This is a genomic window from Streptomyces sp. GQFP (assembly GCF_021545335.1).
GTDB lineage: Bacteria > Actinomycetota > Actinomycetes > Streptomycetales > Streptomycetaceae > Streptomyces.
The window spans coordinates 4,374,415-4,401,351 of sequence record NZ_CP089312.1 but is presented as its reverse complement, the minus strand read 5'-3'; the positions used below and the strand labels follow the sequence as shown (position 1 = coordinate 4,401,351).

Genomic DNA, 26,937 nt, shown 5'->3' with positions numbered 1-26,937 from the left:
TGATTGCGGGGGTCGGGCTATGTGGTGTGCCGGGAGACGGCTGAGATGGCTGGCGGCGTCTGCGTTGTTGGTGCAGTTGCTGGGTGCGGCGGGTGCTCACGCGGCTGACGACGCGCCCGTGCGGGCTTCCTCGGTCACGGACGACCCGACTGACCTGTCGCCCGAGGCGGTCGCGTCGCGCCAGGCGGCGCAGTCGGGTGTGCCCGTCGCGGTGGACGCCGAGACGACTCCCACGCAACTGGTCACGGCGAAGCCGGACGGCACGTTCACCGTCGAGTTCGATCCCGAGCCGGTGCGGGTGCGGCAGGCGTCGGGCTGGGTGCCCGTCGACACCGGCCTCGTGACCACCACCGGCGGTCAACTGGCGCCGAAGGCCGCTGCTGTTGACATCACCTTCTCCGGGGGCGGTGCGCACGACCCGCTGGCGCGGATCACGAAGGACGGCAAGACGTACAGCGTCGGCTCGCCCTGGACGCTCCCGGCGCCGGCCCTCGATGGTTCGACGGCGACGTACGCGGACGTTCTGCCCGGCACGGACCTGGTGGTGCAGGCGACGGCAGACGGCTTCAGCGAGAACCTGGTCGTCAAGTCCCGTACGGCGGCCGACAGTCCGGAGCTGGCGAGCGTGCGCTTCCCGGTCTCGGTCGACGGTGTCTCCGTGTACGACACCCACTCCGGTGGCGCGGCCTTCGTCGGCGCCGACGGCCGGCCGGTGTTCACCACCGGCGCCGCGATGATGTACGACTCGTCGGCGGCGGCCATCGCCCCGGCCGCGACCGCGCACACCGTCTCCCAGGCCTCCTACGACGTCACAACCGCTGCCGCTCGGACGGCCGTCGCCGACCAGGGCGCGCTCGACGGGCCCGCCCCGGGCGCCCGTGCGACCGCCATGGACGTGACCGCCTCCGACAGCGCGCTGACCCTGAAGCCGGACAAGGCGTTCCTCGACAACCCGGACACCACCTACCCGGTGGTCCTCGACCCGCAGACGACCAGTGCGTCGCTGACGGGGTGGACGACGGTGTGGACGAGTTCACCGTCGACGTCGTTCTGGAAGACCTCGCACGCGCTGGGTGTCGGTTACGACGCGTGGGTGGACAACAAGAAGGCCCGCTCGCTCTACCAGTTCGACACGCACGCCCTCGGTGGCAAGAAGATCCTCTCGGCGACCTTCTCGGCGCTCGAGGTGTGGTCGGCCAACTGCACCGACAAGGCAGTGCAGCTGTGGCGTACGGGGTCCATCTCCTCGGGCACCACATGGAATGCGCAGCCGTCTTGGTCCGCCCAGGTCGACTCGGTTTCCACCGCGAAGGGCTACTCGTCCTCCTGCCCGGGCGGCAACGTCTCCTTCGACGCCACCGGTGCCGTGAGTTACACCGCCGGGCAGTCCGCGTCGACCACCACGCTCGGGCTGCGGGCCTCCGACGAGAGTGACGAGATCGCCTGGAAGCAGTTCGCCTCACCGTCGGACACCAAGCCGACCCTGTCGGTGACGTTCGTGTCCAAGCCGTCCACGCCGACCGGGGTGAAGCTCTCCAGCCCGAACCTGGCCTGTGCGACGACCCGCGCCACCGCCGCCGTGATCCGGGACGCCACGCCCACGCTGGGGGCGGCGCCGAAGTCGGCGGACGGCTCACAGTCGACACTGCGGCCCAACTTCCAGGTCTACAAGTACGACCCCGATGTCACTGACCCGCTGGCCGGTTCGGGCAGCCCGTCGGCCTACACGACCTCCGGCACGACCGGCACCTGGACGTCGGCGGCGCTGACGAACGGGCAGACGTACTGGTTCCGAGCCCGCAGCGAGTACAAGTACTCCTTCAACGGCACGACCGGTTACATGTACTCGGCCTGGACCAGCGGGTGCTGGTTCCGGATCGACTCCTCGAAGCCGGTGCAGCCGGACGTCGACTCCACGACGTACCAGGAGTGCGCGAGCCCGGACAGCCCGGACGACTGCACGGCATACGGCGGTGTGGGCGTGCCCGCGACATTCACGCTCAAGGCCAACGGGGCCTCGGACGTGGTCAAGTACACCTACCAGCTCAACGACAACCCGGTGCGGACCAAGACCTTCACCGCCGCCACCACCAGCTACGCGGTGTCCCTGGCACCGAACGTGCGCGGGGTGAACACCCTGACCGTCCAGACCTGGGACGCGGCGGGCAACGACTCGCTCAGCTACACGTACACCTTCAAGGTCGCGCCCGGCGCGGGCCCCGTCGCCCACTGGTCCCTCGACGAGGGCACCGGCACCACGGCCACAGACTCGGTCAGCGGACGGACGGCGACCCTGGCCGGTTCGGCCGGCTGGTCCTCACTCGCCCGGCTCGGCAAGTCCCTCCAGGCCAACGGGACTTCGTCGTACGCGGCGACCGGCTCGTCGGTCCTGGACACCACCAAGAGCTTCACCATCTCGGCGTGGGCCCGGCTGACCAGCACGTCCCACAACTCCGTCGCCGTCGCCCAGGCCGGGGTCAACGGGTCGGCGTTCGCGATCTACTACTCGACCTCCTACAACGCGTGGGTCTTCAACCGGTACACCACGGACGTGGCGGCACCGGCCATCGTCCGCTCGATCGGCACCACCACGCCCGAAGCCGGCATCTGGACCCATGTGATGGGCGTGTACGACGCGCAGGAACAGACCATCCAGTTGTTCGTCAACGGCGTACCGCAGGGTGACCCGGTCGCCTTCACCACGCCCTGGCAGGGCACCGGCGGGCTCCAGATCGCCCGTGGCCAGTACGGCAGCGCGTTCAGCGACTACTTCCCGGGGCAGGTCGACGAGGTGACCGCCTGGAACCGGATCCTGTCGGAGGAGGAGATCGCCGACCTCCAGGCGATGACCGACGCGTCCACAGGGCAGGCACAGCCGGCGCTCGCCGCCGAGTGGAAGCTGGAGGAGACCTCGGGCACCAGTGCCGCCGACTCCTCCGGATACGGTCACACGGCCACGGTCGCCGGCGGTGCCACCTGGAGCACCGACACCGACGGCGGCAAGGGCAACGTCCTCTCCCTGAACGGCACTTCGACCGGCAACGCCACCGCGATCGGGCCGATCATCGACTCCCAGGGTGACTTCACGGTGGCGGCCTGGGCCAAGCTCGACGCGGCCTCGCTGTCCGACACCACGGTGGCCCACCACATGCGGATCGCCACCCAGTCCGGCGGCGTCCGTGACTCGTGGGGCCTGTGGTACGACCAGGCTGCGGGCTCCGCGCAGGGCATGTGGGTGTTCGGCCGTACCACCGCGGACGCCGCCGGCACCGGCGCCACGGTGGTGACCGCGCCGGCGAGCATCGCCTCGGCCCAGCTGGTCGACCCGGGGGCCTGGACCCTGTTGACCGGTGTCTACGACGGCGCTCATCACCAGCTCTTCCTGTACGTCAACGGCACCCGCCAGGGTGCGCAGGGCGACACCGACACCGATGACGACACCGGCGACGGCATCGTGTTCACCTCGCCCTGGCAGGCCACCGGCACCTTCAACATCGGGCGCGGCCGGATCAGCAACGGCACGTACAGCGACTTCGCGCACGGTCTCGTGGACGACGTACGCGTGTGGACGGGCGTGGTGTCCGACACCGACATCAACCAGATGTACGTCGACGAGTTGCCCATCCTGCTGTAGACGCCAGCGCTGGCACGGCTTTTCAAAACCTTCGACACGCGGGGAGTTCAATCATGGGCGGGCTGGGGCACAGACGGCGGATACCGCTGCGGCGGATACGGCTATGGGTCGTCGGGGCCACGGCGAGCGCCGTGGTGGCCGCCGGTCTCGGCACCGCGCCCGCCGTGTGGGCGACCCAGCGGCACGGGCACCACACCGTGGCCGCGCAGGCGGCGAGGAACGGCACGGCGGTCGCCTTCAAGGCGAAGACGGCCGCGAAGAAGGACCCGGCGAAGGCCGCCGCCGCCCGTACGGCCAAGACCCTTTCCCAGCCGGTGAGCTGGCCCACAGCCTCGGCCAAGACGCTCCCGGTGGTGGCGAACACTGCCAAGTCAACCCTGGTCGGCAGTCTCCCCATGAAGGTGACCGCGCCGGCCAAGGGCGTGGCCCCCACGAAAGTCACCGTAAGAACGGCCCCGCACCAGACGGCCACCGCCCTCGGCATCCATGGCGCAGTCCTCTCCCTCATCCGCGCCGACGGCAAGAAGACCGCCGCCAAGGCCCGCCTCACGCTGGACTATTCGGGCTTCGCGCATGCCTACGGCGGCGACTACGCCTCCAGGCTGCACCTGGTCCGTCTGCCCGCGTGCGCGCTGACCACCCCGAAGCTCAAGAAGTGCCGTACGACGACCCCGCTGCCCACGACCAACGACACGTCGGCCCGGACCCTCACCGCCACGGCCCCGCTCGCCGCCTCCGGCATCACCGCCATGGCGGCGACCACCGGCGCCACGTCCGGTGCCGGTTCCTACGCCGCGACCCCGCTCAACCCGTCCGCTTCCTGGAACGCGGGCGGCTCAAGCGGCGACTTCACCTGGTCGTACCCGCTGTCGGTACCGCCGGCCAACGGCGGCCCCTCGCCCAGCCTTTCGCTCACCTACGACGCGCAGAGCGTGGACGGCCGGCTGCCCTCGACCAACAACCAGCCCTCCTGGGTCGGCGAGGGCTTCGACCTGACCACTGGGTACATCGAGCGGTCCTACGACTCCTGTGACGACGACGGGCAGTCCGGCAAGAACGACGAGTGCTGGGCGAACGACAACGCCACCCTGGTCCTGGGCGGCAAGTCCAGCCCCCTGATCAAGGACTCCTCGACCGGCGCATGGCACCCGAAAACCGACGACGGCGAGCGCGTCACCCACTCCACAGGTGCCACGAACGGTGACAACGACGGCGAGTTCTGGACGGTAACCACCCAGGACGGCACCCAGTACGTCTTCGGCAAGAACCGTCTGCCCGGCTGGGCCACCGGCAACGCGGTCACCAACTCCACCTGGACCGCCCCGGTGTTCGGCGACGACTCGGGTGAACCCGGCTACGACCAGGGCACATCCTTCTCCGGCCGCGCGCTCACCCAGGCCTGGCGCTGGAACCTGGACTACGTGGTCGACCCGCACGGCAACGCCATGTCGTACTGGTACACCAAGGAGAGCAACTACTACGCCAAGGACGGCACCACGACCGGCAACGGCACGGTGTACGACCGCGGCGGCTACCTCAGCCAGATCGACTACGGCATCACCTCCTCCACCGTCTTCGGCACCGCCCCCGAGAAGGTCGCCTTCACCACCGCGGAACGCTGCCTCGTCACCAGCACAGAGGACTGCTCCTCCCTGACCTCGTCGACGTCCTCGCACTGGCCCGACGTGCCCTTCGACGAGATCTGCGCCTCGGGCAAGGTGTGCAGCGCCACCGGACCGACGTTCTTCTCCCGCAAGCGGCTCACGGGCGTCACCACGAGCGTGTGGGACGCGAGCCTCGCCACCCCCGCCTACCGGGACGTCGACTCGTGGGCGCTGGCCCACTCCTTCCCCGACCCGGGCGACGGCACCTCGGCCGGCCTGTGGCTGAAGTCCATCACCCGTACGGGCAAGGACGGTTCGACGACGGCGATGCCGCCGGTCACCTTCGCGGGCATCCAGCTGTACAACCGGGTGGACACGACCCACGACGACATCGCGGCGCTGGTCAAGTGGCGCGTAAGGACGATCACTTCGGAGACGGGCTCGGTCCTCACCGTCAACTACTCCGACGCGCAGTGCGTCGCCGGTACGACCATGCCGAGCGCCCCTGACTCCGACACGCTGCGCTGCTTCCCGACGTACTGGCAGCCGCCGTACACCACCGATCCCCAACTGGACTGGTTCCACAAGTACGTCGTCACCCAGGTCACCGAGTCGGACCCGACCGGCGGCTCCCCGCTGAAGGAGACCGACTACACCTACGGCGGTTCCCCGGCCTGGCACTACGACACCGACAACGTCACAGCCCCCGCCAAGCGCAAGACCTGGTCGCAGTGGCGCGGTTACGGCAGCGTCACCACGACCACGGGTGACGCGCAGTCGACGCGGACGAAGTCGGTCGCGACGTACTTCCGCGGTATGGACGGCGACAAGCAGTCCGACGGCACCACACGCAGCGTCAAGGTCGCCGACTCCACCGGCGCGTCTGTCACCGACTCCGATCCGCTGGCCGGCAACGTCCGTGAGTCGGTCACCTACAACGGTTCCGCCGAGGTGTCCGGCACGATCACCGACCAGTGGATCCACCAGACCGCCACGGACGGCACCCGCAGCGCGTACTTCACCCGCCCGGCGGCCGTGCACACCCGTACCGACGTGTCCGCCGGCGGCACGCGGAACACGCTGGTCTCGACGACGTACGACCCGACGACCGGCGCCGCGCTGACGGTTGACGACGCGGGCGACACGGCCGTCACGGGCGACGAGCAGTGCACCCGCACCACGATCGCGAACAACACCACCGACTGGCTGATGGCCTTCCCGGTGCGCGTCGAGACGGTCGACGTGGCCTGCGCCGCGACGCCGACCCGCCCCGACGACGTGGTCTCCGACGTCCGCACGCTCTACGACAGCCAGTCCTACGGCACCGCCCCGACCCTCGGCGACGAGACGTCGACACAGCGCATGTCGTCGTACAGCAGTGGCAGCCCCGTCTACCAGACGGTCTCCACCAGCCACTACGACACCCAGGGCCGCGTCGACTCCGTCAAGGACGCCGACCAGACCGTGGTCAGCAAGACCACCTACACCCCGACCACGGGCGGCCCTCTTACCAGCACGGTCACGACGGACGCCAAGAGCTACTCGACGACCACGAACTTCGACCCTGCCCGCGGCCTGGCCACCTCGGTCGTCGACCCCAACAGCAAGCGCACGGACTACGCGTACGACGGCCTCGGCCGCCTGAAGTCCCTGTGGCTGGCCAACCGCAGCAAGTCCTCGGGCCAGAGCGCGAGCCTCGTCTACACCTACGCCATCTCCAACTCGGCGGCCTCCGTGGTCTCCACGGGCAAGCTCAACAACGACGGCACGACGTACGACACGACATACGCCCTGTATGACGCGCTGCTGCGCCCGCGCCAGACGCAGACCCCTGCACCGGGTGGCGGCCGGGTCATCGCCGAAACCAAGTACGACAGCCGGGGGACCGCGGTCGAGGCGGACGCCGATTACACGGATGCGACCTCCCCGTCAGGGACGCTGGCGAACATCACCTCGGTTGTCCCGTCCCAGATGCTGACGACGTACGACGGCGTCGGCCGGCCGACGGCAGAGAACTTCTACGCGCTGGGTACCAAGCGCTGGACGACCGCGACGGCATACGGCGGTGACCGTGTCACGGTCACCCCGCCCAAGGGCGGCATCGCAACCACGACACTGACCGACACGCTCGGCCGCACGGTCGAGACCCGGCAGTACGACAACGGCACGCCGAGCGGTTCCTACACGTCGATCAAATACACGTACGACCCGAAGGGCCAGCTCAAGGAGGTCGTCGACGACGCGGGCAACACATGGTCGTACGGCTACGATCTGATGGGCCGCAAGACGAGCTCGGTGGACCCGGACACGGGCACGACGAGCACGGCGTACAACGAGCTGGACCAGGTCGCCTCCACCACGACGGCGGTCGGCACCTCCGACGAGAAGACACTCAGCTACTCCTACGACATCCTCGGCCGCAAGACCGACCTGTACGACGGCACGACGAAGGACGCGGCGCACGAACTGGCCAAGTGGACCTACGACTCGGTGGCCAAGGGGCAGCCGACGTCGTCGATCCGGTACGTCGGCGGCAGCGCGGGCTCGGCGTACGTCAGCCAGGTCGGTGCCTACGACTCCCTGTACCGGCCGACGCTGACCCGGGTGATCATCCCGTCGGTCACGGGCGAGGAGGCGTTGGCGGGCACGTACTCGTCGACGACCGGCTACAACCTTGACGGGACCGTCCAGGTCACCTCCGACCCGGCGGCCGGCGGTCTGGCTTCCGAGTCGCTGGAGTACGGCTACAACGACCTGAGCATGCCGACGACGCTGAACGGCACCACCGGCTACGTACAGAACACGAACTACTCGAAGCAGGGCGACGTCAGCCAGCTCACGCTGGGGGTTTCGTCCTCGGACACCGCCAAGTGGCTGCAGATCACCAACACTTACGAGGACGGCACCCGCCGCCTCCAGCGTGAACTGGTCACCGACGACGCCCAGTCGGCGCCCGTGCAGGACACGTCGTACACCTACGACGACGCGGGCAACCCGACGAAGGTCGCCACGCACGCCGACGGAACCGACGACGTCCAGTGCTACCGCTACGACGGCCACGACCGGCTCACCGAGGCCTGGACGGCGACCGACGGCTGCGCCGCCACCGCGTCCACGTCGGTCCTCGGCGGCCCGGCGCCGTACTGGCACAGCTACGCGTACGACGACCTGGGCAACCGCAAGACGCAGACCGATCACGCGACCACGACGGGCGGTTCCGACACGACAACGTCGTTCGTCTACCCGCCCCAGGGCACGACCCAGGCGCACACGCTGACGTCGTCGAGCACGGTCGTGGGCTCCACCACGACCACGAACTCCTACACGTACGACCACTCGGGCAACACCCACACCCGCACCCTGGGCGGCAGGACCCAGACGCTGGACTGGGACGCAGAGGGCCACCTGGCCAAGGTGACCAACGCGGACGGGACGTCGGCCTCCTACCTCTACGACGCGGACGGCAACCGGCTGCTCTCGCGCGACGACTCGGGCACGACGCTGTACCTGGGCGACACCGAGGTGCACCTCGCCAAGGGTGCGACGTCGACCACCGGCACGCGCTACTACACGTGGGCGGGCCAGACCATCGCGGTGCGCACGAGCACGGGCAGCCTGCAGTGGCAGATCACGGACGCCCACGACACGGCCGAGACTGCGGTGGACGCGACGACACAGACGATCACGCGGCGACGGCTCGACCCGTTCGGCAACACCCGTGGTACGCAGCCGAGTTCGAGTTCATGGCTGGGTGACAAGGGCTTCGTGAGCGGCGTGCAGGACGCGGTGACGGGTCTGACGCACCTGGGGGCGAGGGAGTACGACGCGACGACCGGCCGGTTCGTGTCGGACGACCCGGTCCTGGAGCTGACGGACGCCCAGCAGATCGACGGGTACACGTACGCGGCGGACAACCCGATCTCGGGCAGCGACCCGACGGGTATGGACGACTGGTACAACGACCCGACGATGAACACGTGCGCCATCGACTGCGGCAGCACACCCGCACCGGCGACGACCACGACGACGACCTCCTCCGCGTCCTCTTCTTCCTCTTCTTCCTCGCACAGCGGTGGCGGTGGCGGGGGTGGAAACTCGCACCACAGCTGCGGCTGGTCCTTCTCCTGCTACGCCAAGAAGGCCTACCACGCGGTCGAGCGGCACCCGGTGATCGCGGCCGTGGTCGCCACGGCGGTGGTGGTCGGCGCGGTCGCCTGCGTGGTGGCGACCGCCGGTGCGTGCGGAGCCGTCCTGGTGGCGGGCGCCGAGGGATTCACGGCGGGAGCCGAGATCGGCGGCCTGGGGGCCGCGGTGACGGGAGCGGCAGCCGGGGTGATCGGCGAAGGCGGGGCGGTGATCGCGGGGGCGGCGGGCATAGCCGGAACCGGGGTCGCGGCCGTCGCCGAGGGCACGAAGACGGGTACGGCGGAGGAGTCCGCGGCGGCCGGCGGCGCCAAGGCCAGTAGGTCGGCGGCGGAGGACACCGCCCGGGGCGCGAGCCCGCGCGTCGGCAAGGGGGTCGGCGCCCCGCACGCCAAGAGCGTCACGCAGCAGGGGCGTACCGACAACTCAACCGTCATCGCGGGCCACGGATACTATGTGCGCGGAGACGGGGACGCCACGGTGCCGACCGGGACGTGGGTGAAGTTCTACGTCGAAGACGGGAAGAAACTCAAGGACTCCATCGGTTTCTCCGTGGAAACGGGTGCGAACATTCCGCCCACCGAGACGTTCGGGCCGGGGCGGAGCATTCCCGACTACACCGTCGATGTCCCCGACAACCTGAACATCAGCAGCAGGTCGATCAGCGTGTCGGAGCCGACCAAACTGAGTGACATCCTGGAACCGAACATGGGCGCGTGCCACGTTGTGATCTGCCGCGAGCACATGAACCCCAGGAGGTGAGCGATGGCGTACTACAAGGACCTCAGCCCGTACGAGTACTCGGACGACGCGGACGAGACGGCTGAGGGCGTGGGCTCTGGCACTTCCCTGCTGAACGTGGGGTGGCTCGCCGACGGGCACGAGTTCCCGCAGGGCGACGTCCCCGAGAGATTCCTGGAAGACCTGCTGGAGTTGGCGAAGGACACGGTGAACGTCTACCGGGGCATGCACTTCTGCGACTTCTGCCCGACCTTCCAGGAAGCGCGGAAGAACGTCAGGTTCCGCGATGTGTTCATCGGCAGCGGAGAGGTCCATGTGCGGGGCGGCGAAGGCCGTGTGTACGCCGCCCCGGCGCTGGTCGTGCACTACGTGGCGGACCACGCGTACCAGCCGCCGCGGGAATTCGTCGACGCGGTACTGGCGACAGGGGTGGGAAAATGACGGGCGCACGCGCGGAACGCCGTTCTGCGGGCAGCGAGACCCTGGTGGACGTGCTGCTGCGCTGGGCATGGATTCGGCGTCGTACGCCCGCGCGGGACATCGCCGACTTCGACGGTGGGCAGCCGCTGCGGGTCGTCGGGTTCACGCAGAGCATCGGCGGCACGGTCGAGGTATCGGTCGGCAAGGGCAAGCAGGTCGCGCGGCTCAGGCAGGGCTACCTGCGGCTAGCCGCCGGTGAACCACCGGTCTGGAGCGACGCGCGCGGCGGCCGGAACGCGGCCCTTCAGGCGCCGTTCCGGCTGAAGCCGGCGGGCGGGAAGGTGCGGCTGGCGCCGAAGTTCGAGCGGTACGAACTCGTCACGGGCGCGGGGACCTACGACCTCGCGGTGCCGAAGAAGGACGGGGAACTGGTGCGGCACGCGTTCGGTGGCGGGGCGGGGCTTCGGTGAGTGGCGAGTGAGTCCCGCTCGGTCAGGGTGTTGGGATCGGGGCAACATCCTGGCCTGCGGCCGACCGACGGTGTCCGTGGCGGCCAGGTGAGTTGAGCGTGTCGTTTGAGCCCGGTTTCCGAGAATCGTGTCGCCGCTGAGGCTACGGTTCCGGTGCCGAAGCGTCACCCTTGCGGCTGCTCGACGCGCTGATCTCCCTGTCCACGACGGGCCGCTCGGCCGCCCTCGCCACGCTCCGCCTCCTGGCCGAGTGCCCACGCGACCGCATCTGAGCGCGCCTCAGCGGGCTGTCAGGCCGGCGTTGGTGAGGCGTCGCATCAGCGACGACTTGCCGCGGTGCTGTTCGCGCAGGTCGTGGAGGCGCCGGGCGAACTCCTCGGGGGTGCCCGCCCGGTCGTGGAGCTCGCGGAGATCCTTCAGGAGGGTGACGGCGTTGTCGTAGGGGCCGGGCTGCTTCTGCCCGATCAGGTGGGCGATGTCCTGCCAGGCTTGCTCCGTGTTCTCGGCGAGGCGGTCCAGGTGGCTCTCGCGAGCCCGCTGTTCGGCCCGGCGGGCCTGGTCGCGGGCCTGCTCTTGCTGCCGCGTGTGCTCGCTGCGCACCTCGTGGGCGGCGTCGAGGAGCTCCGCGGCTGAGCGGCGCCGGGAAGCGGTGGACGGTTCGGCCGTGTCACGGGACGCGGCGCGGTGGCGGGCCAGCAGCACGGGGCCCGGCTGTGGGGCGGTGCCCAGGGCTGCGTTCAGCAGCAGGGTGTCCTTCTCGTGTGGTGGCAGGGCGCGGATCCAGGTGGTGAGCGCGTCCTTGTCGATTGACTGGGAAAGGGCGGCACTGCTGGCGCGGGCAGCCGCGGTGAGCAGATGAGGGTCGACGTGAAGGAAGTCGGCCAAGGCCTGCTGCGGGCCGGTGAGTCGGGCAAGGCCGGCGGGTACGGGCGGCTCGACGGTGGAGGTGTACTCGTCCTCTTCGACGTCCTCCTCCAGCTCCCAGCGGGTGAGCGCGGAGAGCCAGGCCAGATAGAGGGGGCGCAGGTCGCCTGCGGCGAGTTCGGTACGCAGGGTGGTGAAGGAGGCGAGGGTGAAGGAGGTCTCGAAGTCCCACTCGCCGCCGTCCTCGGCATCGTAGGAGAAGTCGAGCAGAAGGTGCCCTTTCCTGGTCCAGCAGGTCAAGGCGTCTTCCGCGCAGTACGGTTTGGCGCTGCGGGCGGGCAGCAGTGCGGTGGGCAGGCGCAGCAGCAGACGCCGCGAGCCCCAGTTGGCGAAGTACAGATGGGCGTCGTACATCTGCTCCATCAGTTTGCGCTCATCGCCGCGGAAGTTGCCGTAGTGGTACTCGTTGACGAAGTGCGTCGCGCTGATCCGGGCCCGGCTCGACAGCGCCCGCACCCCTTCGAGCTCATCCGTGGTCAACGGTCGGTCGATGGCCTGGAACTCGTAGTACTGGTACTCGCTCACGGCCGTGCAGCCTACCGACAGGCGCTGCGGCTCATCTCACGGGACCTGGCTGTGATGCCTTGTTCGGGGCCCATCCACGGTTACGGTCCTGGCGGTGCCGTCGGGTTCGTAGGATCGAGCCGAGAACGACGGACCCGCAGGGGGCGGAGGGCAGGCACGTGGTGGTGACACCGAGGGAGCGGCTGGCTGGGCTGCTCGGCGGGGCGAAGAAGGCGGGGGCTTTCAGTGCCCGGCTGGAGGCGCCGGTGGCCGGGCTGGGCCTTGAGGTGGCCGGGGTCGGGCCGGTGCGCCTTCCGCTGCGGGCGCCCCAGGTGAAGCGGCTGATCTCGGTGGCACGGCCGGCGTTGTTCGGGCGGGGCGAACAGACGCTGAGCGACACCCGTGTGCGTGACACCTGGCAGATCCTGCCGGATCAGCTCAGCCTTGCCGGTCCTTCCTGGCCGTCGCTGTTGAGTGGCGCGCTGGAGCATTTCCGGGACGCTCTCGGGCTCCCGGCGGCGACTCGGCTGCGGGCTGAGCCGCACGCGATGCTGGTGTACGGCAAGGGCCAGTTCTTCCTTCCGCACCAGGATTCGGAGAAGGACGACGCCATGGTGGGCACGCTGGTGCTCTCCCTGCCCTCGGCGCACACGGGGGGAGAGCTGGTCGTCGAGCACGCCGGGCACCAGTGCGTCTACAGCGCCTCCAAGACGGATCTGACCCTCGTCGCCTTCTACGCCGACTGCCGGCACCAGGTCACTCCGGTCCGAACCGGGTACCGGGTGACGCTCACCTTCAACCTGCTCGCCGAGCCGGGGACTTCGGCGGAGGCGTCCGGACCGCTGGCGGAGCTGGCACACAGTCTGCGTCGGCACTTCGGCTCGCCCGCCAAACCGCGCTACGGCACCCGCGAGTTGGATCCGCCGACCCGGCTCGTGTACCTGCTCGATCACGAGTACACCCAGCGGGGTCTGAGCTGGGAGCGGCTCAAGGGCGCCGACGCGGGGCGTGCCGCTCTGCTGCGTGCCGCCTCCGGGCAGGCCGGGTGCGAGTCGGTGCTCGCCCTGGCCGAGGTGAAGGAGACCTGGGATGCCTATCCCGAAGGGGACGATCCCTGGGACGACCACGGGTACGACGGGTACGACGAGGATGACGACGGGGATGCGGGCGAGGACGGGGAGGTTGGTGATGCGGGCGAGGACGGGGACTACGTCTTCCAGGAGCTGATCGACGACGAGATCACCCTGGGCTGGTGGACCGGTCCGGACGGCACCGGTGGCGAAGAGATCTTGTTGCGGGTTCAGGACTACGAGGTGTGCGCGAGTACCGAAAGCGCGGACCTGACGCCCTACGACTCCCAGTACGAGGGATACATGGGCAACTACGGCAACACGCTGGACCGGTGGTACCGGCGGGCCGCGGTCGTCGTGTGGCCGCGTGAGCGGGCCTTCGCGGCACGCGGCGAGGCCGGATCGCGGTGGGCCCTGGAGGAACTGCGCGTCGGCATCGCGCGGGGCGACCTGGACCGGGCGCGCGACCAGGCCCGGTCCCTCGCACCGTTCTGGAAGCACACTCGTCCGCAACCCGAGCTGCTGGACTGCGCGCTGCAGGTGGCCGCGGGCCTGGATGAGGCCGAGAGCGCAGCGATGCTGCTGGAGCCGTTCCAGGTGGGCGCGCTCGGTTCGGAACACGCGGGCGGACTGGCTGCGGCAGCCGAGCGGTACGGGACCGGGTGGATGCGCCCGGTCGTCGACGCCTGGTTTGCATCGGAGCACCGCCTCCAGCCGCAGCAGGACCAATGGACCGAGCGGTTGCCGGAACTGTGCGCGGCGCTGCGCGCCCATCGGGCGCCGGCGGTGGCACGGCTGCTGTCCGCCGGGGTCTGGGCCGCGGTGGACAGCAGCCTGCGGCTGTGGACCACGACCAGGCCGGCCGAGATCCGCCGTGCGCAGCTGCAACAGCTGGCCCTGCCGCTGCGACGCGTCCTGGCGGCGGCCGACGAAGAGCTGCGGGACGGGATCCTGGCAGCCCTGCGCGAACGCGAGGACACGGTACTCGAGTGCCTGATGCCGCTGCTGCGCCACGCCGCGGAGGCGAGCACGTCGACCGAGCGGGGCGTGGCGGGGCTCGATGTCATCGCGCGGAACTGCGCGGACCGGCTCCGCGCGGTGTGCGAGCGGCCGCCGCGAGCTGCTGACGACTGGTCAGTGGCCTGGGCCGGGTGCGGCTGCGAGCTGTGCGGTGTCCTCGGCGCGTTCCTCGGCTCCCGGTCGAGGCGGGTCCTTGAATGGCCGCTGGCGAAGGAAGGGCGGCGGCATGTGCACACCAGGATCGACTCGGCCGAGCTCCCGGTGCGCCACCTGACCAGGCGGCAGGGGCGCCCGTACACGCTGGTACTGACGAAGACCCAGGAGCTGTTCACCTGTGAACAGACGGTCCGCAGTCAGGCCGCGGCGGACCTGGCATGGCTGATGTCTGTGCGTAACGGATGACCGCGGCTTCCGGCTCGGCAGCCTCGTCGCGCAGGTACGGCCCCGGCCGGCGTGCGCGGCCACGGTCACTGCGGCGGTGGAGTCGGTGCCCGCGTGCTTGAGCGTGTTGGTCCGGGCTTCCTGGGCTGTGCGGTGGACGGCGAGCTGGACACCGTTGCCCGGCGCGTAGAGATCGCCCACGGTCCAGTAGGTCACGGTCAGCCCCGCGCCCACCGGGGCCTAGTCACGACCCCTGGGCTGCGGGCTGAGTAGCCGCCGCCTTCCTGCTCCTCGCGCAGCACGCCCATAACGCGGCGTAGTTCGCCCATGGCCTGGCGGCTGGTGTCGCCCAGGATGCGCATGGCCGCGGCGGACCGCACGTTGCGGTGGGCGGCGAGGGCCACGGAGCCGTCGGCGAGACCGATCATGACCGAGAGGTTGAGGCCAACGACGTCGCGCATCTCTCGCGCGACCCGGGAGCGCTCCACCGCCGCGGTGGGCCGGACACGCTGATTGCGCTACATCTCCAGGCGGGCGGCCCGGTCCCTCCAGCGCAGTCAGGCACATCTGGCGGATACGGAGCGTCAGGCCGATGGCGGCAGTGAGGCCACGTTTGTTTGGGGCGCGGGGTGCACTCGTCTGGGTGCTCGTGTACGGCTCGGGCGCGGTTGCCCTGTGTGTGTCGCAGCCGCAGCACTCGATACGCCGACACTACGTGTGTCGTAGTATCGAAGAATGTTGTTCGCCACGCCCTCCCTGACCCCGGACGATCATCGCGTCATTGACGAGATTGAGGCGCTCCGTACCGAGTTCCGTCACCGGCTCGCCCAGCCCCGCCGTTGGGAAGGACAGCTGCGCCGCTCGCTCACTGCGGCTGCTGTGCGGGGATCAACCCATATCGAGGGCTACACGATCAGCGCCGAGGACGCCGAGACTCTGATGGCCGGCGGGGACATCTCACCCGATACCGACGAGGTAACCCGCAACGCCGTCACCGGGTACCGCGACGCCCTCACCTATATCCAGCGTGCGTCGGGCTTCCGGATCTTCTCTTGGGACCACACCCTGTTCTCGGCCCTGCACTTCATGATGGCCCGGGCTGCCGACGAAGAGGTACACCCCGGCGAGTACCGAACCAACGGTGTCTGGGTCTCCGGCGGTCCTAACCGGCCGCCCGTCTACTCGGCTCCGGCCCCCGAGCAGGTGCCCGCGCTGATGGGTGAGCTTCTGCACTGGCTCGCGGAGGAGGATACCGACGCTCCGGCTCTTGTACGCGCCTCTATGGCTCACCTCAACCTGGTCTCCATCCACCCCTGGCGTGACGGCAATGGCCGGATGTCCCGGGCCGTCCACACGCTCGTCCTGGCGCGCGAGGGCGTCCTCGCCCCCGAGTTCTCCAGCATCGAGGAGTGGCTCGGCGCGGACGACTTCAACACCCGCGAGTACTACGCCGCGCTGCGCACCGTCCAGGCCGGTTCCTGGCAGCCTCAGCGTGATGCCGCCTCCTGGATCAGGTTCTGCCTTACTGCCCACCACCTCCAGGCCCAGGAAGTGCAGCGCCGCTTCGAAGCGGCGGCACGCCTCTGGTTCCGCTTGGAGCGTCTCGCAGGCGAGCATCGCCTTGACGGGCGCACGGTCTCGGCCCTGTACGCCGCCACGCAGGGGCATCTGCGCCGTACGACCTACCAGGCCGAGGAAGCCCTCACCCGCGACCAGGCCCTCGCCGACCTCCGCACCCTGCGCCGGTTGGACCTCATCGAGCCCATCGGCCACGCCCGTACTCAGCGGTACATCGGAGGTCCCTCTCTCGGCAAGATCCGCACCGAGGTCCACACGGAGGTTCACGCCGACCTGTACCGTGAGCCGTACCGCCAGTCGTGAGAGACCGGTGCGACCGGATGCGTTGTTGGGATTCAGTGAGATTGAGTTCTACGCCTGCCGAGTGCCAGGGTTGCGGTTCCGAGCGTGGCCAAGGGGTGGCCGGACGTCTGGATTCTCTTGTGGCCTCCCGAGGCTGCGCGTCAGGTGGAGCCGATCTTCGTGGAGATTCAAGCAGGACTGCGTCGTTCTGACCGATACGGTTCCGGTGTCGGAGTAGTGCCGTTGGGGCTCGCCTGTAGGAGAGCGCCAACGTCGCTCTGGCGGGCTGGCCGATCGTGAGGTGCGGCCAGAGTGCGGCGGGACGCCTTTGGGCGGGGTAACACAGGGTGTCACGGTGGAACTGTTCGCATGTGCTCTGATCAGGCACAACAGCACCGGGCGGCACGAACCGGAACCAGCCGTCACGAACCCCCGTGGTCTCGTAATGCGTAGGTCTCGGGTTCGAATCCCGAAGGCGGCTCCATAGTGAACCTCAGGTCGGGCCTCTGACCTGGGGTTTTCTGTTTCTTTTGACCTTGGAATTCGGGCTAATCGGACACGTGCATTCTATGTATCGCAATGCGTAGGTCCAAAGTGCAGCTTCTGTAGTGATGTCTAGGGGTATAGCCTCTGAGCTGGGCTTTTTTGGTAGTGACGGCGTTAGCTGATGATCTATCAAGGATTGAGTGTGGCCAATGTGCGGCCATGCCGTGTGCAGCAACAGTGCTGGGGCGGCCTTCAGGGGCCATCCCTCTGGGTTCAGTGCTGACAGATGCCTTGTAGGTAATCGACAGCCAGGTCGAGAGTCGAATCATGCCAAGCAGGCACCGCAGCCGACAGCGAATCGCCGACCTGGGTGCGGCGGTCGTCATGCCCGGGTTGAGGCGACGCGCGGCACTGCATCTGGACCAGTAGAGCCAGTCTCCGTGGGTGTGGCGGATGTGCGCGGGCGGGTGTCCGGGGCGTGCATCCGGTGACGGTCTCTGCTCCCTGCGGATAGGGCAGGCCACCGTGCAGATCTCCCTGGTGAACGGCCAGTTCAACCTGGAGGTGCCCGATGGCCTTGTCCCAGTCTGACCTACAACGCCTGCTGGAGTCACTACGCACCGCGGACGGGATCGAGCTTGTCCGCAACGTCGCCGAGCGCATGCTGCAGGAGCTGATCGAGCCGAGCCGAGCTCAGCGGTCGGATCGGTGCGCACTGGAACGAGCACACCATGGACCGCACTGGCTACCGCAACGGCCATCGCGACAAGATCCTCGCCACCCCAGGCCGGCGGCCTGGACCTGGCCATCCCGAGACTGCGCAGCGGCAGTTCCTTCCCCAGCCTGCTGGAACGGCGCCACCGCATCGACCAGGTGTCGACTCTACGCCGTCATCATGGAGGCCCTACGTGCACGGGTGTCCACCCGCTCGGTCGACGGCCTGGTCAAGACCCTCGGGGTCATTCGCCGTTACCCGGCCGAGCAGGCCCGGTGACGGCGAATGAGACGGAGGAGTCTGCTCTGGGGCAGGGTCAATGGCCCTTACGGCATGACCGCGTGGAGTCCCCCGTCGACGTGCGGGATCTCGTCGGTGGTGGCCGGTAACCAGCCGGAGAGGATCATCGGCGGAGACCTTCGCCGACGGTTCCGGGGCGTGGACGTTCCATGAGGGGGCTCCACCGGCCCATCTCCGATACCGCTGCCCGCAAGGCGGTTCACGGTGTGACAAAGCCGATTCCATCGGAGAGAACTGGTGGGGGTCAGCGGGTCCAAGGGAGGTCTTCGTCCGGGCTGGTGACCGGGTCCGTGTCCGACGCGGTGGCGAGGCTCGCGAGGGTCGAGGCCACGGAGGTCGGGGAGCCGGTCCAGGGCAGGTCGCCGTCGCCGGAGGCGCTGGCCGGGCCGGCGAGCAGCATCACGTTCGCGTAGGCCACGCCGGCGACTACCGCAAAGAAAGCGCTCTTCTTGTACATGTGAAAGTTTCTCCCTCGTTATGCCGCGTCATCGCTCGTTCGAGCTGGGGCAAACCTTACGAGTGGCCACTTTCGCTGTTGTTCTCCGGGGATTTTCCGGGGGAGAAATCCTTGCGAAAATTCGCCAAAAGGCGTGGTCGGTACGCTCCTGGGAAAGTCGATGTCAGGGGGAACGTGTGCTCAGCGAAATCGGTTTGGGGTCCGATGCCGAATGTGCGTACCGTATGTTGCTGAAGGAGCCGAGCGTGCCGACGCAGGCGCTCGCGGAGCAGCTCGGTTGGACGGTCGACCGGGCCTGTGGCGCCCTGGACGAGCTCGTGGATCTCTCCTTGGTGCGTGCTTCGCGGGAGAACCGCGGGAGTGCGCGCCCGGTGGATCCCGAACTCGGACTCAGGGCGCTCATTCAGTCCCAGGAGATGGAACTGCTCAAACTCCAGCAGAATATTTCCCAGAGCAAGATTGCGGTTGCGCGGCTTGTCGCTGAATATCGGGAGGGTGAGCGCAGCGCCGCTTCGGGGGCGGTGGAAGTGCTCAGGGGAATGGACGCGGTGCAATCTTGCGTCGAGAGGGCTGGGCGGGAATGCCTGGAGGAGATCGAGATGTTCGTGCCCGGCGGGGCGCAGCCCGGGGGCGCCTTGCAGATCGCGCGGTCGCTGGATCTGCTGCTGCTGGAGCGGTCCGCACGGATCAAGTACGTCTATCTGGACAGCATCCGCAACGACCGCCCCACGAGCGCGTACGCGCATTGGCTTCGGTGAGCAGGGCGGACAGGTCAGGACAGTGCCGTACCTCCCGCTCCGGATGATCATCTGGGACCGGCGCACGGCGCTGGTGCCGCTCGACCCCAACGCCCCGGAACAGGGTGCCCTGTTGCTGTCGGGGCCAGGCCCGGTCACCGCTCTTCAGGCGCTGTTCGAGCAGATCTGGCAGCAGGCGACGCGGTTCGGGCAGGAGCGTGGCAGGGAGCGGGACGGCGCACTGCGCGATCAGGAGAGCGCGATGCTCGGGCTGCTCGCGGCCGGCCTGACCGACGAGGTCATCGCCCGCAAGCTGGGGGTGTCCGTGCGTACCAGCCGACGGATCACCGCGGAGCTGATGCAGAGGCTCGGGGCGCGCAGCCGCTTCCAGTTGGGGGCGCTGGCCACCCAGCGCGGGTGGCTCGCCTCCTGAGCTTCAGCAGCCTTGTGCGCGGTGGGCGGGAGCGGCGGCCTTCGGCGCGTGTGTCATCCCCGGAGGTACGCCAGCACCGCGAGGACCCGGCGGTTCGTCGAGTCCGACAGGGACAGGTCGAGTTTGGTCAGGATGGAGCCGAAGTGCTTGCTGACCGTGCCCTCGCTGACGGTGAGCGCCTCGGCCACGGACGCGTTGGACCGGCCCTCAGCCATGAGGGCGAGGACCTCCTGCTCACGGGCCGTCAGTTTGGCGAGCGGGTCGCGGCGGTGCCTGAGCAACTGGCGTACGACCTCGGGGTCCACCACGGTCGCGCCCTCGGCGACGCGTTGCAGCGCGTCGACGAACTCCTCGACGTTGCCGATCCGTTCCTTGAGCAGATAGCCGACGCTGGTCCCGTCCGAGGAGTCGAGCAGGTCCTCGGCGTAGGCGCGCTGGACGTACTGGCTCAGCACCAGGATGGGCAGCTTAGGCAGCCGCTCGCGCAGGGCGAGCGCGGCCCGCAGGCCCTCGTCGGAGAATCCGGGCGGCATACGCACATCGGTGACGACGATGTCCGGGTCGTGCTCGGCGACGGCCTCGGTCAGTTCGGCCGCGGTGCCCACTCCCGCCACCACCTCGTGCCCGAAGCGCTGCAGCAGACCGACGAGGCCCTCCCGCAGCAGCACACTGTCCTCGGCCAGCACGATGCGTAACATCAGTTCCTCGATTGATCCGGTGAACAGGGGACCTGTAGGCGGAAAACCGTGGGACCGCCGGGCGGTGAGGACATTAGCAGGTGGCCGCCGAACACCGAGAGGCGATCGGCGACGCCCACCAGCCCCGTTCCGCCCAGGGTGTCCGCGCTGCCCACGCCGTTGTCCCGCACCTCCACGACGAGCCGGCCCCCCTCGGCGCCGCCGGTCACCGACGCCCGGGTGGCGCGGCTGTGCTTCGCCACGTTGGCGAGGGCCTCGCAGACCGCGAAGTACACGGCGGACTCGATCGCCTCGTGCGGCCGGCCCGGCAGGTCGAGCCGGACGTCGACGGGGACGGCGGAGCGGTCCGCGATGTCCTCGAGCGCGGCCACCAGGCCCCGGTCGGTGAGGATCTGGGGGTGGATGCCGCGGATCAGCTCGCGGATCTCGACGAGTGCCTCCTTGGCCTCCTCGTGCGCCTTCGCGAGGACGCCACCGAGCGGCTCGCCGGGTGCTTCGAGGCGGGCCAGACCCAGCGTCATGGACAGGGCGACGAGGCGTTGTTGAGCGCCGTCGTGCAGATCGCGTTCGATACGACGGCGCTCCGCCTCGAAGGCGTTCACCAGCCGCATCCGGGAGCGGCTCAACTCCTGGACGCGTACGTCGTCCCGGCCGTCCGGGACATCGAGCAGCTGCCGGGTGACGACGGCCCGGCCGGCCGCGAACACGCTCAGGGGATAGGCGAGCAGGGGCAGCAACAGGAGTCCGGCGAGGGCCGCGGCGAACGCCCCGGGGTAGGAGTGCACGATCCATAACTTGATGACCCGCGCCTCCTCGCCGCCACCCGCGGTGGCCATGACCAGGGGGGTGGCGAGGAGCCCTCCGCAGACCGCGAGGACCGACCCCACGACGAGCGCCTCCAGCGGCCACAGCACGAAGGCGAACAGCAGGGTGTAGCCCAGCTCCCGCCAGGTCTGCCGCTCCAGGAACCGGGTCCGCAGCCAGGACGAAAGGCCGGTGCGCTCGGGGTTGCGGTGCCCGCTCGCCAGCGGCACGGCCGGGTCGACCAGCCGCAGCCGGCGCCGTTCCATGGCGGCCACCGGGATGCCGGTGAGGGCCAGGGTCAGGAGCAGGGGCACCCCTATGAGCACTACGGCCAGGATGCCGCCGGTGACCGCGAGACCCACCAGGCACACCATCGTGGCCGCGCCCAGCACCACGCTGGTCAGCAGATATGCCGCGACTCGCCACGGCCAGCCGGTACGGAGATAGCGGCGCTCCTGGAGTGCCTGCCAGAGGTTCGGGGATTGCATGGGGGCACCGTACGAGGTGCGCACCGCCCGGACCACCCACCCAACTCCACCTTTGGCACGGGTACTTGCTGCCCCGAAGGACGCCCGCCAGCTGCAATGTGCCGGGCGGGCCCCGCGCGATGTGATGGCGGCAGCGGACACCGGCCCGCTCCGGTCCGGGAGGCGGGTGCCGCGACCGTACGAGAGCGGAGGGACTCCGATGTCCTGGCTGGGGGCCGTGTTGGCGGTCGCACCCGTGTGGCTGATGCTGGTCGTGGTCTTTCTCCTGCCCACCGTGGAGCCGGTGTTGCCGGTGGTCGGCATGCTGTTTCCTTCCCAGACCGTACTGGTGGCGAGCGGTGTGCTCGCCAACCGTGGGGTCCTGCCGGTGGTGGGCGCGTTCACGGTGGCGGTGCTCGGCGCGGTCGCGGGCAATGTGCTCGGCCACGCCGTCGGCCGGCGCTGGGGCGCACGGATCTCCGCGTCCCTGCCCGAGCGGATGACCCGCTCGCGCAGTTATGGGGCCGCGCTGAGCACGGTGGGCACGTACTACGGCCGGGCGGTGCTGCTCGGCCGGTTCAACGGGGGTCTGCGCAGCCTGGTCCCCGTCCTGTGCGGCACGGTGCGGGTGCCCTGGGCCCCGTATCTGGGCTGGTCCCTCCTCGCCGCCCTGCTGTGGGCGCCCGCCTGTGTGGGAACGGGCCTGCTCGCCGGGAGTTCCTGGCAGAAGTGGGGCGGGTCGGGGGTGCTCGCGGTGGCGTCCGTCGTGCTGCTGCTGACCACCTCGCTGCCGTTGCTGCTCTCCGCGCGCAAACGCGGTGACGGTGGCACGGGCCGCGGCGGCCGGGTCACAGACGCCCGGCCAGGAACGCCACCAGCTCGGCCTCCGCTGGGACCAGATAGAAATGGTCCCCAGGAAAGATCCGCTGTTCGAACCCCGCGGTAGTCAGCCGGGACCACGACATCAGCTCGGGGACGGTGCAGCCCGGGTCGTCGGCACCGCCCACCGCCGTGATCGGGGCTCGCAGCGCGACGGGTTCGGTGGGCCGGTAGGCCTCGATCAGGCGGAAGTCCCCACGCAGCGAGGGCAGCAGCAGCGGCCTGAGGTCCGGGTCGTCGTAGACCGAGGAGCTCAGGTCGCCGAGCCGTCGGGCCGAGGCGATCAACCGGTCGTCGTCCAGGAGGTGCAGGGTGCCGCCGCGCTCCGTGTGCGGGGCGCCGCGGCCCGAGACCACCACCCGTGCGGGCACGACGCCGTGCCGCTCGTCCAGGCGCCGGGCCACCTCGTAGGCGACGGCGGAGCCGAGGCTGTGCCCGAACAGCACCAGGGGCGTGCCCAGTTCGGGCTCCAGGGCGTCGGTGATCCGGTCGGCCAGCTCCGCCATCGACTCCACGCACGGCTCCGCGAACCGCTCCTGCCGGCCCGGGTACTGCGTGGCCAGCAGCTCCACGTCGCCGGGCAGCCGCCCCGCCCAGCCGTGGAAGAGCGTCGCGGTGCCGCCGGCGTGCGGAAAACCCACGAGCCGCAGCCGGGGAACTCCGGCCGCCGCCGGGTACCGCCGGAACCACTTGCCCGCCCTGCCGGTGTCCATGACCGTCATGCCAACCCGTCCTCGTCGTCTCGTACGTACCCGTCGTGATCGTTTCCGCGTACGTATCCGTGATGATCCGCCGCCGGGCGCCGCCGTGGGACGGGAAAGGCGGGCAGGACGCTGTAACCGCAGGTTCCTGCCGCCGGATCGGCCGCCGCTACGGGCCCGGAGCGGCAAGGGTGCTGTGCAGGGTGGAGCTACCTCCACCGACAAGACTCCGCTCCGCTCCGATGTGTCGGAAGCGCGCGCCCTATTGAGTGGACACCATGAATCAAGCAGCTGTCCGGCTCCGTTCGGTCACCCGGTCCTATGGCAGGAACGACAGCGCGGTCACTGCGCTCGACGCGGTGAGCCTGGACATTCCCCGGGGTACCTTCACCGCCATCATGGGGCCGTCCGGCTCCGGCAAGTCGACCTTGTTGCAGTGCACCGCGGGGCTCGACCGGCCCACGAGCGGCCAGGTGCTCCTGGGCGAGACCGACCTGACGAAACTCAGCGAGACCAAGCTGACCCTGCTGCGCCGCAAGCGCATCGGTTTCGTCTTCCAGGCCTTCAACCTGCTGCCCTCGCTCACCGCCGAACAGAACGTGGCGCTCCCCCTGCGGCTCGCGGGACGCAGGCCCAAGAGGTCCGAGGTCCTCGACGTACTGGGGCAGGTGGGACTGCGCGATCGGGCCGGGCACCGGCCCAGCGAGATGTCCGGCGGCCAGCAGCAGCGGGTGGCCCTCGCCCGCGCCCTGGTCACCCGCCCCGAGGTGCTCTTCGGCGACGAGCCGACCGGCGCCCTGGACTCCACCACCAGCCGTGAGGTCCTCGCGCTGCTGCGCTCGATGGTGGACAACGGGCAGACCGTCATCATGGTGACGCACGACCCGGTCGCCGCCTCGTACGCGGACCGGGTGCTGTTCCTGACCGACGGCCGCGTCCAGGGCGAACTCCTCGCCCCGTCCGCTGAGCAGGTCGCCGCGCACATGACCGGTCTGGCGGCGGTCCCGTGCTGAGCCTCGCACTGAGGGGGATGCGGACCCGCTGGGTCACGTTCGTCGGATCCTTCGTCGCCCTCGCTCTCGGTGTCGGGCTGATCGCCACCACGGGGCTCGCCCTCGCGGCCACTTTCAACGCCCCGGACCGCGGGCCCGAGCGGATCGTGACGGCGCCCGTGGTGGTGCGTACGACGGACCGGCTGCGGGTGGAGACGTCCATCGGGGAACGTACGCAGCAACTCACAGACCCCCGGCCGGTGTCCGCGAAGACGGCCGACGCCCTCGCCGGCCTCGGGCGCACCGTCGTGGACCGGACCTTCCCGGTGTCCGTGCCCGGCATGGACGAGGAGACCGTCGGACACCCGTGGTCGAGCGCGGCGCTCACGCCCTACCGGCTCTCCGACGGACGCGCCCCCGCCGCACCCGGCGAGGTCGTCGTCACCGCCGGCTCGGACAGTGCCGTCGGGGTCGGTGACCGCGTGAAGGCGGGCACGGACCGGGGCACCGAGACCGTGACCGTCGTTGGCACGTTGCCGGCCGCGGGCTTCGAGAGCGCCGTCTTCTTCGACGACGCCGAAGCCGCCCGGATCTCCCCGGCGATCGACGCGGTGGCCGTGCACGCGGGGCGGGCCGCCGTCGAGCGCGCCGTCGGCTCCGGCTTCGACGTCCTGACCGGCGACGACAGGCGCCGCGCGGACCCCGACCCGGACCGTGACAAGGAGGCGCTGGTCTCCGTCAACGCGCTGCTCGGCACGGCGGCCGGCATCACCGGTTTCGTCTCGGTGTTCGTGGTGGCCTCGACGTTCTCCTTCGCCGTGGCCCAGCGCAGGCGCGAGTTCGGGCTGCTGCGCACCGCCGGTGCGACGCCGGCGCAGGTGCGGCGGATGGTGTTCGCGGAGGCCGCCGTCATCGGTGTGCTCGCCTCGGCGGCCGGCTGCCTGCTCGGCGCCGAGAGTGCGCCCAGGCTCGCCGAGTGGATGGTCGACGCGGGGATCGCGCCGTCCTGGTTCGCGATCGGCGACCAGACCTGGCCGCTGCACACCGCCTTCTGGTCCGGCCTGTTCGTGGCCCTCGCCGGAGTGGTCGCCTCCTCGTGGCGAGCCGGCCGGGTCGGCCCGACCGAGGCTCTGCGGGACTCCGCCGTCGACAGCCGGACGATGCCCCTGAGCCGTCGGCTGATCGGCGCGGCGGTCCTGCTGACCGGGCTCGGCCTGCTCACCATGGCCCTGGTCGACGATCCAGGCAACCTCCTCAAGCGCAAGACGTACCTCACCCAGCCGATGATCCTGATCGTCGGGTTCGCGCTGCTCGCACCGGTCGTGGTGGGTCCGCTGACCCGTCTCCTGACCTGGCTGCCCGCCCAGCTTCCCGGTGCGACCGGCATGCTGGCGCGGGAGAACGCGTCCGCCGGGGTGCGCAGGACGGCCGCCGTCGCCGCCCCCGTCATCATCACCGTCGCGCTCGCCGCGTCCCTGATGGGCACCACCGCCACCATCAACGAGGCGAAGTCCACGGAGGCCAGGAAGCAGACCGTCGCGGACTACGTGATCACCGCTGGTGACGGGCGGGCACTTCCCGAGGAGTTCCTGCGACAGGCGCAGGCCGTGCCGGACACCACTGTCAGTGCCTCGCGCTCCACCGGCGTGACCGTCCTCGAAGAGGGCACGGCGCTCGTCAAGTCCACGGCCAGGGCCCTCGACCCGAAGAACCTCGCCGCGGTCGCCGATCTGCCCGTCAAGGCGGGCCGGCTCACCGACCTCGACGACGACAGCATCGTCGTCAACGACGAGTGGCTGACCACGACCGTCGGGCAGCACGTCACCGTCTGGCTCGGCGACGGCCGCGAGGCGAAACTGCGGATCGCCGCGGTCATCGGAGTCGGCACCGGCAGCAACGGCGTCTACCTCACCCCGCGCAACGCCTCGGGCGCCCCGGTCGACCGGGTGGACGTCAAGGTCCGTCCGGGCGGCGACGGTCCGGCGGTCGCGGCGCGGCTGGCGGCGGCCGGGAAGGCCGCCGGTGTCGAGGTGCTCACCCGGGACCAGTGGGTGACGAAGTTCTATCCGCGCTCCAGCGAGAACACCCGCCTCGGCCTGCTGATGATCCTCGGCATCGCCCTCGTCTACACGGCCATCGCCCTGGCCAACACCCTGGTGATGGCCACCTCCGACCGGGTGCGCGACCTCGCGGCACTGCGCCTCACCGGCGCCACCAAGCCGCAGGTCCTGCGGCTGGTCGGGGTCGAGGCGCTGGTGGTGGTCGCCGTGGGAACGGTGCTCGGCGCCGTCGTGGCGGGCGTCAACCTGCTCAGCGTGTGGGGCGCCCTCGGACTCCTCGACGTCTGGTCGGCGCCCGTCGTGCCGTGGGGGACCATCGCCGCGGTGATCGGCGCGAGCGCGGTCCTGGCGGTCGTCGCCGCGGTTCTGCCCGCCGCCCTCGCCCTGCGCACGAGGCCGGTCGAGCTCGCGGGGATGCGCGAGTAGACGGCGGACCC

Annotated in this window: 17 protein-coding genes and 1 pseudogene; 12 read left to right on the top strand and 6 right to left on the bottom strand. The window is 69.8% G+C overall.

Going from position 1 to position 26,937, the window contains the following annotated elements:
- Positions 1 to 118: 118 nt before the first annotated feature.
- From LUX31_RS19430 to LUX31_RS19415, 4 genes are read left to right on the top strand one after another with little or no spacing between them, the layout of a single operon-like run.
- Entirely contained in the window at positions 119 to 3,634 is a 3,516-nt protein-coding gene (locus tag LUX31_RS19430) for a LamG-like jellyroll fold domain-containing protein (protein ID WP_235476050.1), read from the top strand.
- A gap of 53 nt (positions 3,635 to 3,687) precedes the next feature.
- A complete protein-coding gene (locus LUX31_RS19425; RefSeq protein ID WP_235476049.1) occupies positions 3,688 to 10,143 on the top strand; it encodes a putative adhesin in 6,456 nt (2,151 codons plus the stop codon).
- A 3-nt stretch (positions 10,144 to 10,146) separates the two neighbouring features.
- Positions 10,147 to 10,563: a DUF7919 family protein gene (locus LUX31_RS19420; protein ID WP_164414480.1), complete on the top strand. Its 417-nt coding sequence runs from the start codon at positions 10,147 to 10,149 to the stop codon at positions 10,561 to 10,563.
- Positions 10,560 to 11,012, top strand: coding sequence for a hypothetical protein (locus LUX31_RS19415; RefSeq protein WP_235476048.1), 453 nt, complete (start codon positions 10,560 to 10,562; stop codon positions 11,010 to 11,012). Before LUX31_RS19420 ends, LUX31_RS19415 begins: the two co-directional genes overlap by 4 nt.
- A gap of 279 nt (positions 11,013 to 11,291) precedes the next feature.
- Here LUX31_RS19415 and LUX31_RS19410 read toward each other — a convergent pair whose 3' ends face one another.
- Positions 11,292 to 12,461, bottom strand: a complete 1,170-nt coding sequence (locus LUX31_RS19410) for a hypothetical protein (RefSeq protein WP_235476047.1) — start codon at positions 12,459 to 12,461, stop codon at positions 11,292 to 11,294.
- 158 nt (positions 12,462 to 12,619) lie between these two features.
- Between LUX31_RS19410 and LUX31_RS19405 the strand changes: the two genes are divergently transcribed.
- The gene (locus LUX31_RS19405; protein ID WP_235476046.1) at positions 12,620 to 14,932 is read left to right on the top strand and encodes a 2OG-Fe(II) oxygenase; all 2,313 of its coding nucleotides are present in this window, start codon (positions 12,620 to 12,622) and stop codon (positions 14,930 to 14,932) included.
- A gap of 197 nt (positions 14,933 to 15,129) precedes the next feature.
- On the opposite strand, the gene LUX31_RS19400 is transcribed toward LUX31_RS19405, so the two are convergent.
- A complete protein-coding gene (locus LUX31_RS19400) occupies positions 15,130 to 15,372 on the bottom strand; it encodes a histidine kinase (protein ID WP_235476045.1) in 243 nt (80 codons plus the stop codon).
- A 274-nt stretch (positions 15,373 to 15,646) separates the two neighbouring features.
- On the opposite strand from LUX31_RS19400, the gene LUX31_RS19395 reads away from it, so the two are divergent.
- Both LUX31_RS19395 and LUX31_RS37895 read left to right on the top strand, forming a co-directional pair.
- Entirely contained in the window at positions 15,647 to 16,792 is a 1,146-nt protein-coding gene (locus LUX31_RS19395) for a Fic family protein (RefSeq protein ID WP_235476044.1), read from the top strand.
- A 1,036-nt stretch (positions 16,793 to 17,828) separates the two neighbouring features.
- Positions 17,829 to 18,215, top strand: a pseudogene (locus LUX31_RS37895) (transposase); the annotation flags it as partial.
- A gap of 301 nt (positions 18,216 to 18,516) precedes the next feature.
- Here LUX31_RS37895 and LUX31_RS19390 read toward each other — a convergent pair.
- Positions 18,517 to 18,729, bottom strand: a complete 213-nt coding sequence (locus LUX31_RS19390) for a hypothetical protein (RefSeq protein ID WP_235476043.1) — start codon at positions 18,727 to 18,729, stop codon at positions 18,517 to 18,519.
- A 245-nt stretch (positions 18,730 to 18,974) separates the two neighbouring features.
- Here LUX31_RS19390 and LUX31_RS19385 point away from each other — a divergent pair, with 245 nt between their 5' ends.
- The gene (locus LUX31_RS19385) at positions 18,975 to 19,487 is read left to right on the top strand and encodes a hypothetical protein (protein WP_235476042.1); all 513 of its coding nucleotides are present in this window, start codon (positions 18,975 to 18,977) and stop codon (positions 19,485 to 19,487) included.
- Between the two features lie 22 nt (positions 19,488 to 19,509).
- Entirely contained in the window at positions 19,510 to 19,899 is a 390-nt protein-coding gene (locus LUX31_RS19380) for a helix-turn-helix transcriptional regulator (protein ID WP_235476041.1), read from the top strand.
- 53 nt (positions 19,900 to 19,952) lie between these two features.
- Here LUX31_RS19380 and LUX31_RS19375 read toward each other — a convergent pair whose 3' ends face one another.
- Positions 19,953 to 20,597 carry a LuxR C-terminal-related transcriptional regulator gene (locus LUX31_RS19375; protein ID WP_235476040.1) on the bottom strand — a complete coding sequence of 215 codons (645 nt, stop codon included), beginning with the start codon at positions 20,595 to 20,597 and terminating at the stop codon, positions 19,953 to 19,955.
- The gene (locus LUX31_RS19370; protein ID WP_235476039.1) at positions 20,597 to 21,889 is read right to left on the bottom strand and encodes a sensor histidine kinase; all 1,293 of its coding nucleotides are present in this window, start codon (positions 21,887 to 21,889) and stop codon (positions 20,597 to 20,599) included. Before LUX31_RS19370 ends, LUX31_RS19375 begins: the two co-directional genes overlap by 1 nt.
- A gap of 199 nt (positions 21,890 to 22,088) precedes the next feature.
- Here LUX31_RS19370 and LUX31_RS19365 point away from each other — a divergent pair, with 199 nt between their 5' ends.
- On the top strand, positions 22,089 to 22,814 hold the full coding sequence (locus tag LUX31_RS19365; RefSeq protein ID WP_235476038.1) for a DedA family protein: 726 nt from the start codon (positions 22,089 to 22,091) through the stop codon (positions 22,812 to 22,814).
- Here the strand turns inward: LUX31_RS19365 and LUX31_RS19360 are convergent.
- Positions 22,717 to 23,469 carry a thioesterase II family protein gene (locus tag LUX31_RS19360; protein WP_235476037.1) on the bottom strand — a complete coding sequence of 251 codons (753 nt, stop codon included), beginning with the start codon at positions 23,467 to 23,469 and terminating at the stop codon, positions 22,717 to 22,719. The two genes, LUX31_RS19365 and LUX31_RS19360, sit on opposite strands and share 98 nt — an antisense overlap.
- A 257-nt stretch (positions 23,470 to 23,726) precedes the next feature.
- On the opposite strand from LUX31_RS19360, the gene LUX31_RS19355 reads away from it, so the two are divergent.
- Positions 23,727 to 24,461, top strand: a complete 735-nt coding sequence (locus tag LUX31_RS19355; protein WP_235476036.1) for an ABC transporter ATP-binding protein — start codon at positions 23,727 to 23,729, stop codon at positions 24,459 to 24,461.
- The gene (locus LUX31_RS19350) at positions 24,455 to 26,926 is read left to right on the top strand and encodes an ABC transporter permease (protein WP_235476035.1); all 2,472 of its coding nucleotides are present in this window, start codon (positions 24,455 to 24,457) and stop codon (positions 26,924 to 26,926) included. Before LUX31_RS19355 ends, LUX31_RS19350 begins: the two co-directional genes overlap by 7 nt.
- Positions 26,927 to 26,937: the final 11 nt, after the last annotated feature.

Bases quoted from the DNA above. Each gene is read 5' to 3' on its own strand.
- LUX31_RS19425 (WP_235476049.1), top strand. From the start codon at position 3,688: ATGGGCGGGCTGGGGCACAGACGGCGGATACCGCTGCGGCGGATACGG.
- LUX31_RS19420 (WP_164414480.1), top strand. From the start codon at position 10,147: ATGGCGTACTACAAGGACCTCAGCCCGTACGAGTACTCGGACGACGCG.
- LUX31_RS19415 (WP_235476048.1), top strand. From the start codon at position 10,560: ATGACGGGCGCACGCGCGGAACGCCGTTCTGCGGGCAGCGAGACCCTG.
- LUX31_RS19400 (WP_235476045.1), bottom strand. From the start codon at position 15,372: ATGCGCGACGTCGTTGGCCTCAACCTCTCGGTCATGATCGGTCTCGCC.
- LUX31_RS19395 (WP_235476044.1), top strand. From the start codon at position 15,647: ATGTTGTTCGCCACGCCCTCCCTGACCCCGGACGATCATCGCGTCATT.
- LUX31_RS19390 (WP_235476043.1), bottom strand. From the start codon at position 18,729: ATGTACAAGAAGAGCGCTTTCTTTGCGGTAGTCGCCGGCGTGGCCTAC.
- LUX31_RS19375 (WP_235476040.1), bottom strand. From the start codon at position 20,597: ATGTTACGCATCGTGCTGGCCGAGGACAGTGTGCTGCTGCGGGAGGGC.
- LUX31_RS19370 (WP_235476039.1), bottom strand. From the start codon at position 21,889: ATGCAATCCCCGAACCTCTGGCAGGCACTCCAGGAGCGCCGCTATCTC.
- LUX31_RS19365 (WP_235476038.1), top strand. From the start codon at position 22,089: ATGTCCTGGCTGGGGGCCGTGTTGGCGGTCGCACCCGTGTGGCTGATG.
- LUX31_RS19360 (WP_235476037.1), bottom strand. From the start codon at position 23,469: ATGACGGTCATGGACACCGGCAGGGCGGGCAAGTGGTTCCGGCGGTAC.
- LUX31_RS19355 (WP_235476036.1), top strand. From the start codon at position 23,727: ATGAATCAAGCAGCTGTCCGGCTCCGTTCGGTCACCCGGTCCTATGGC.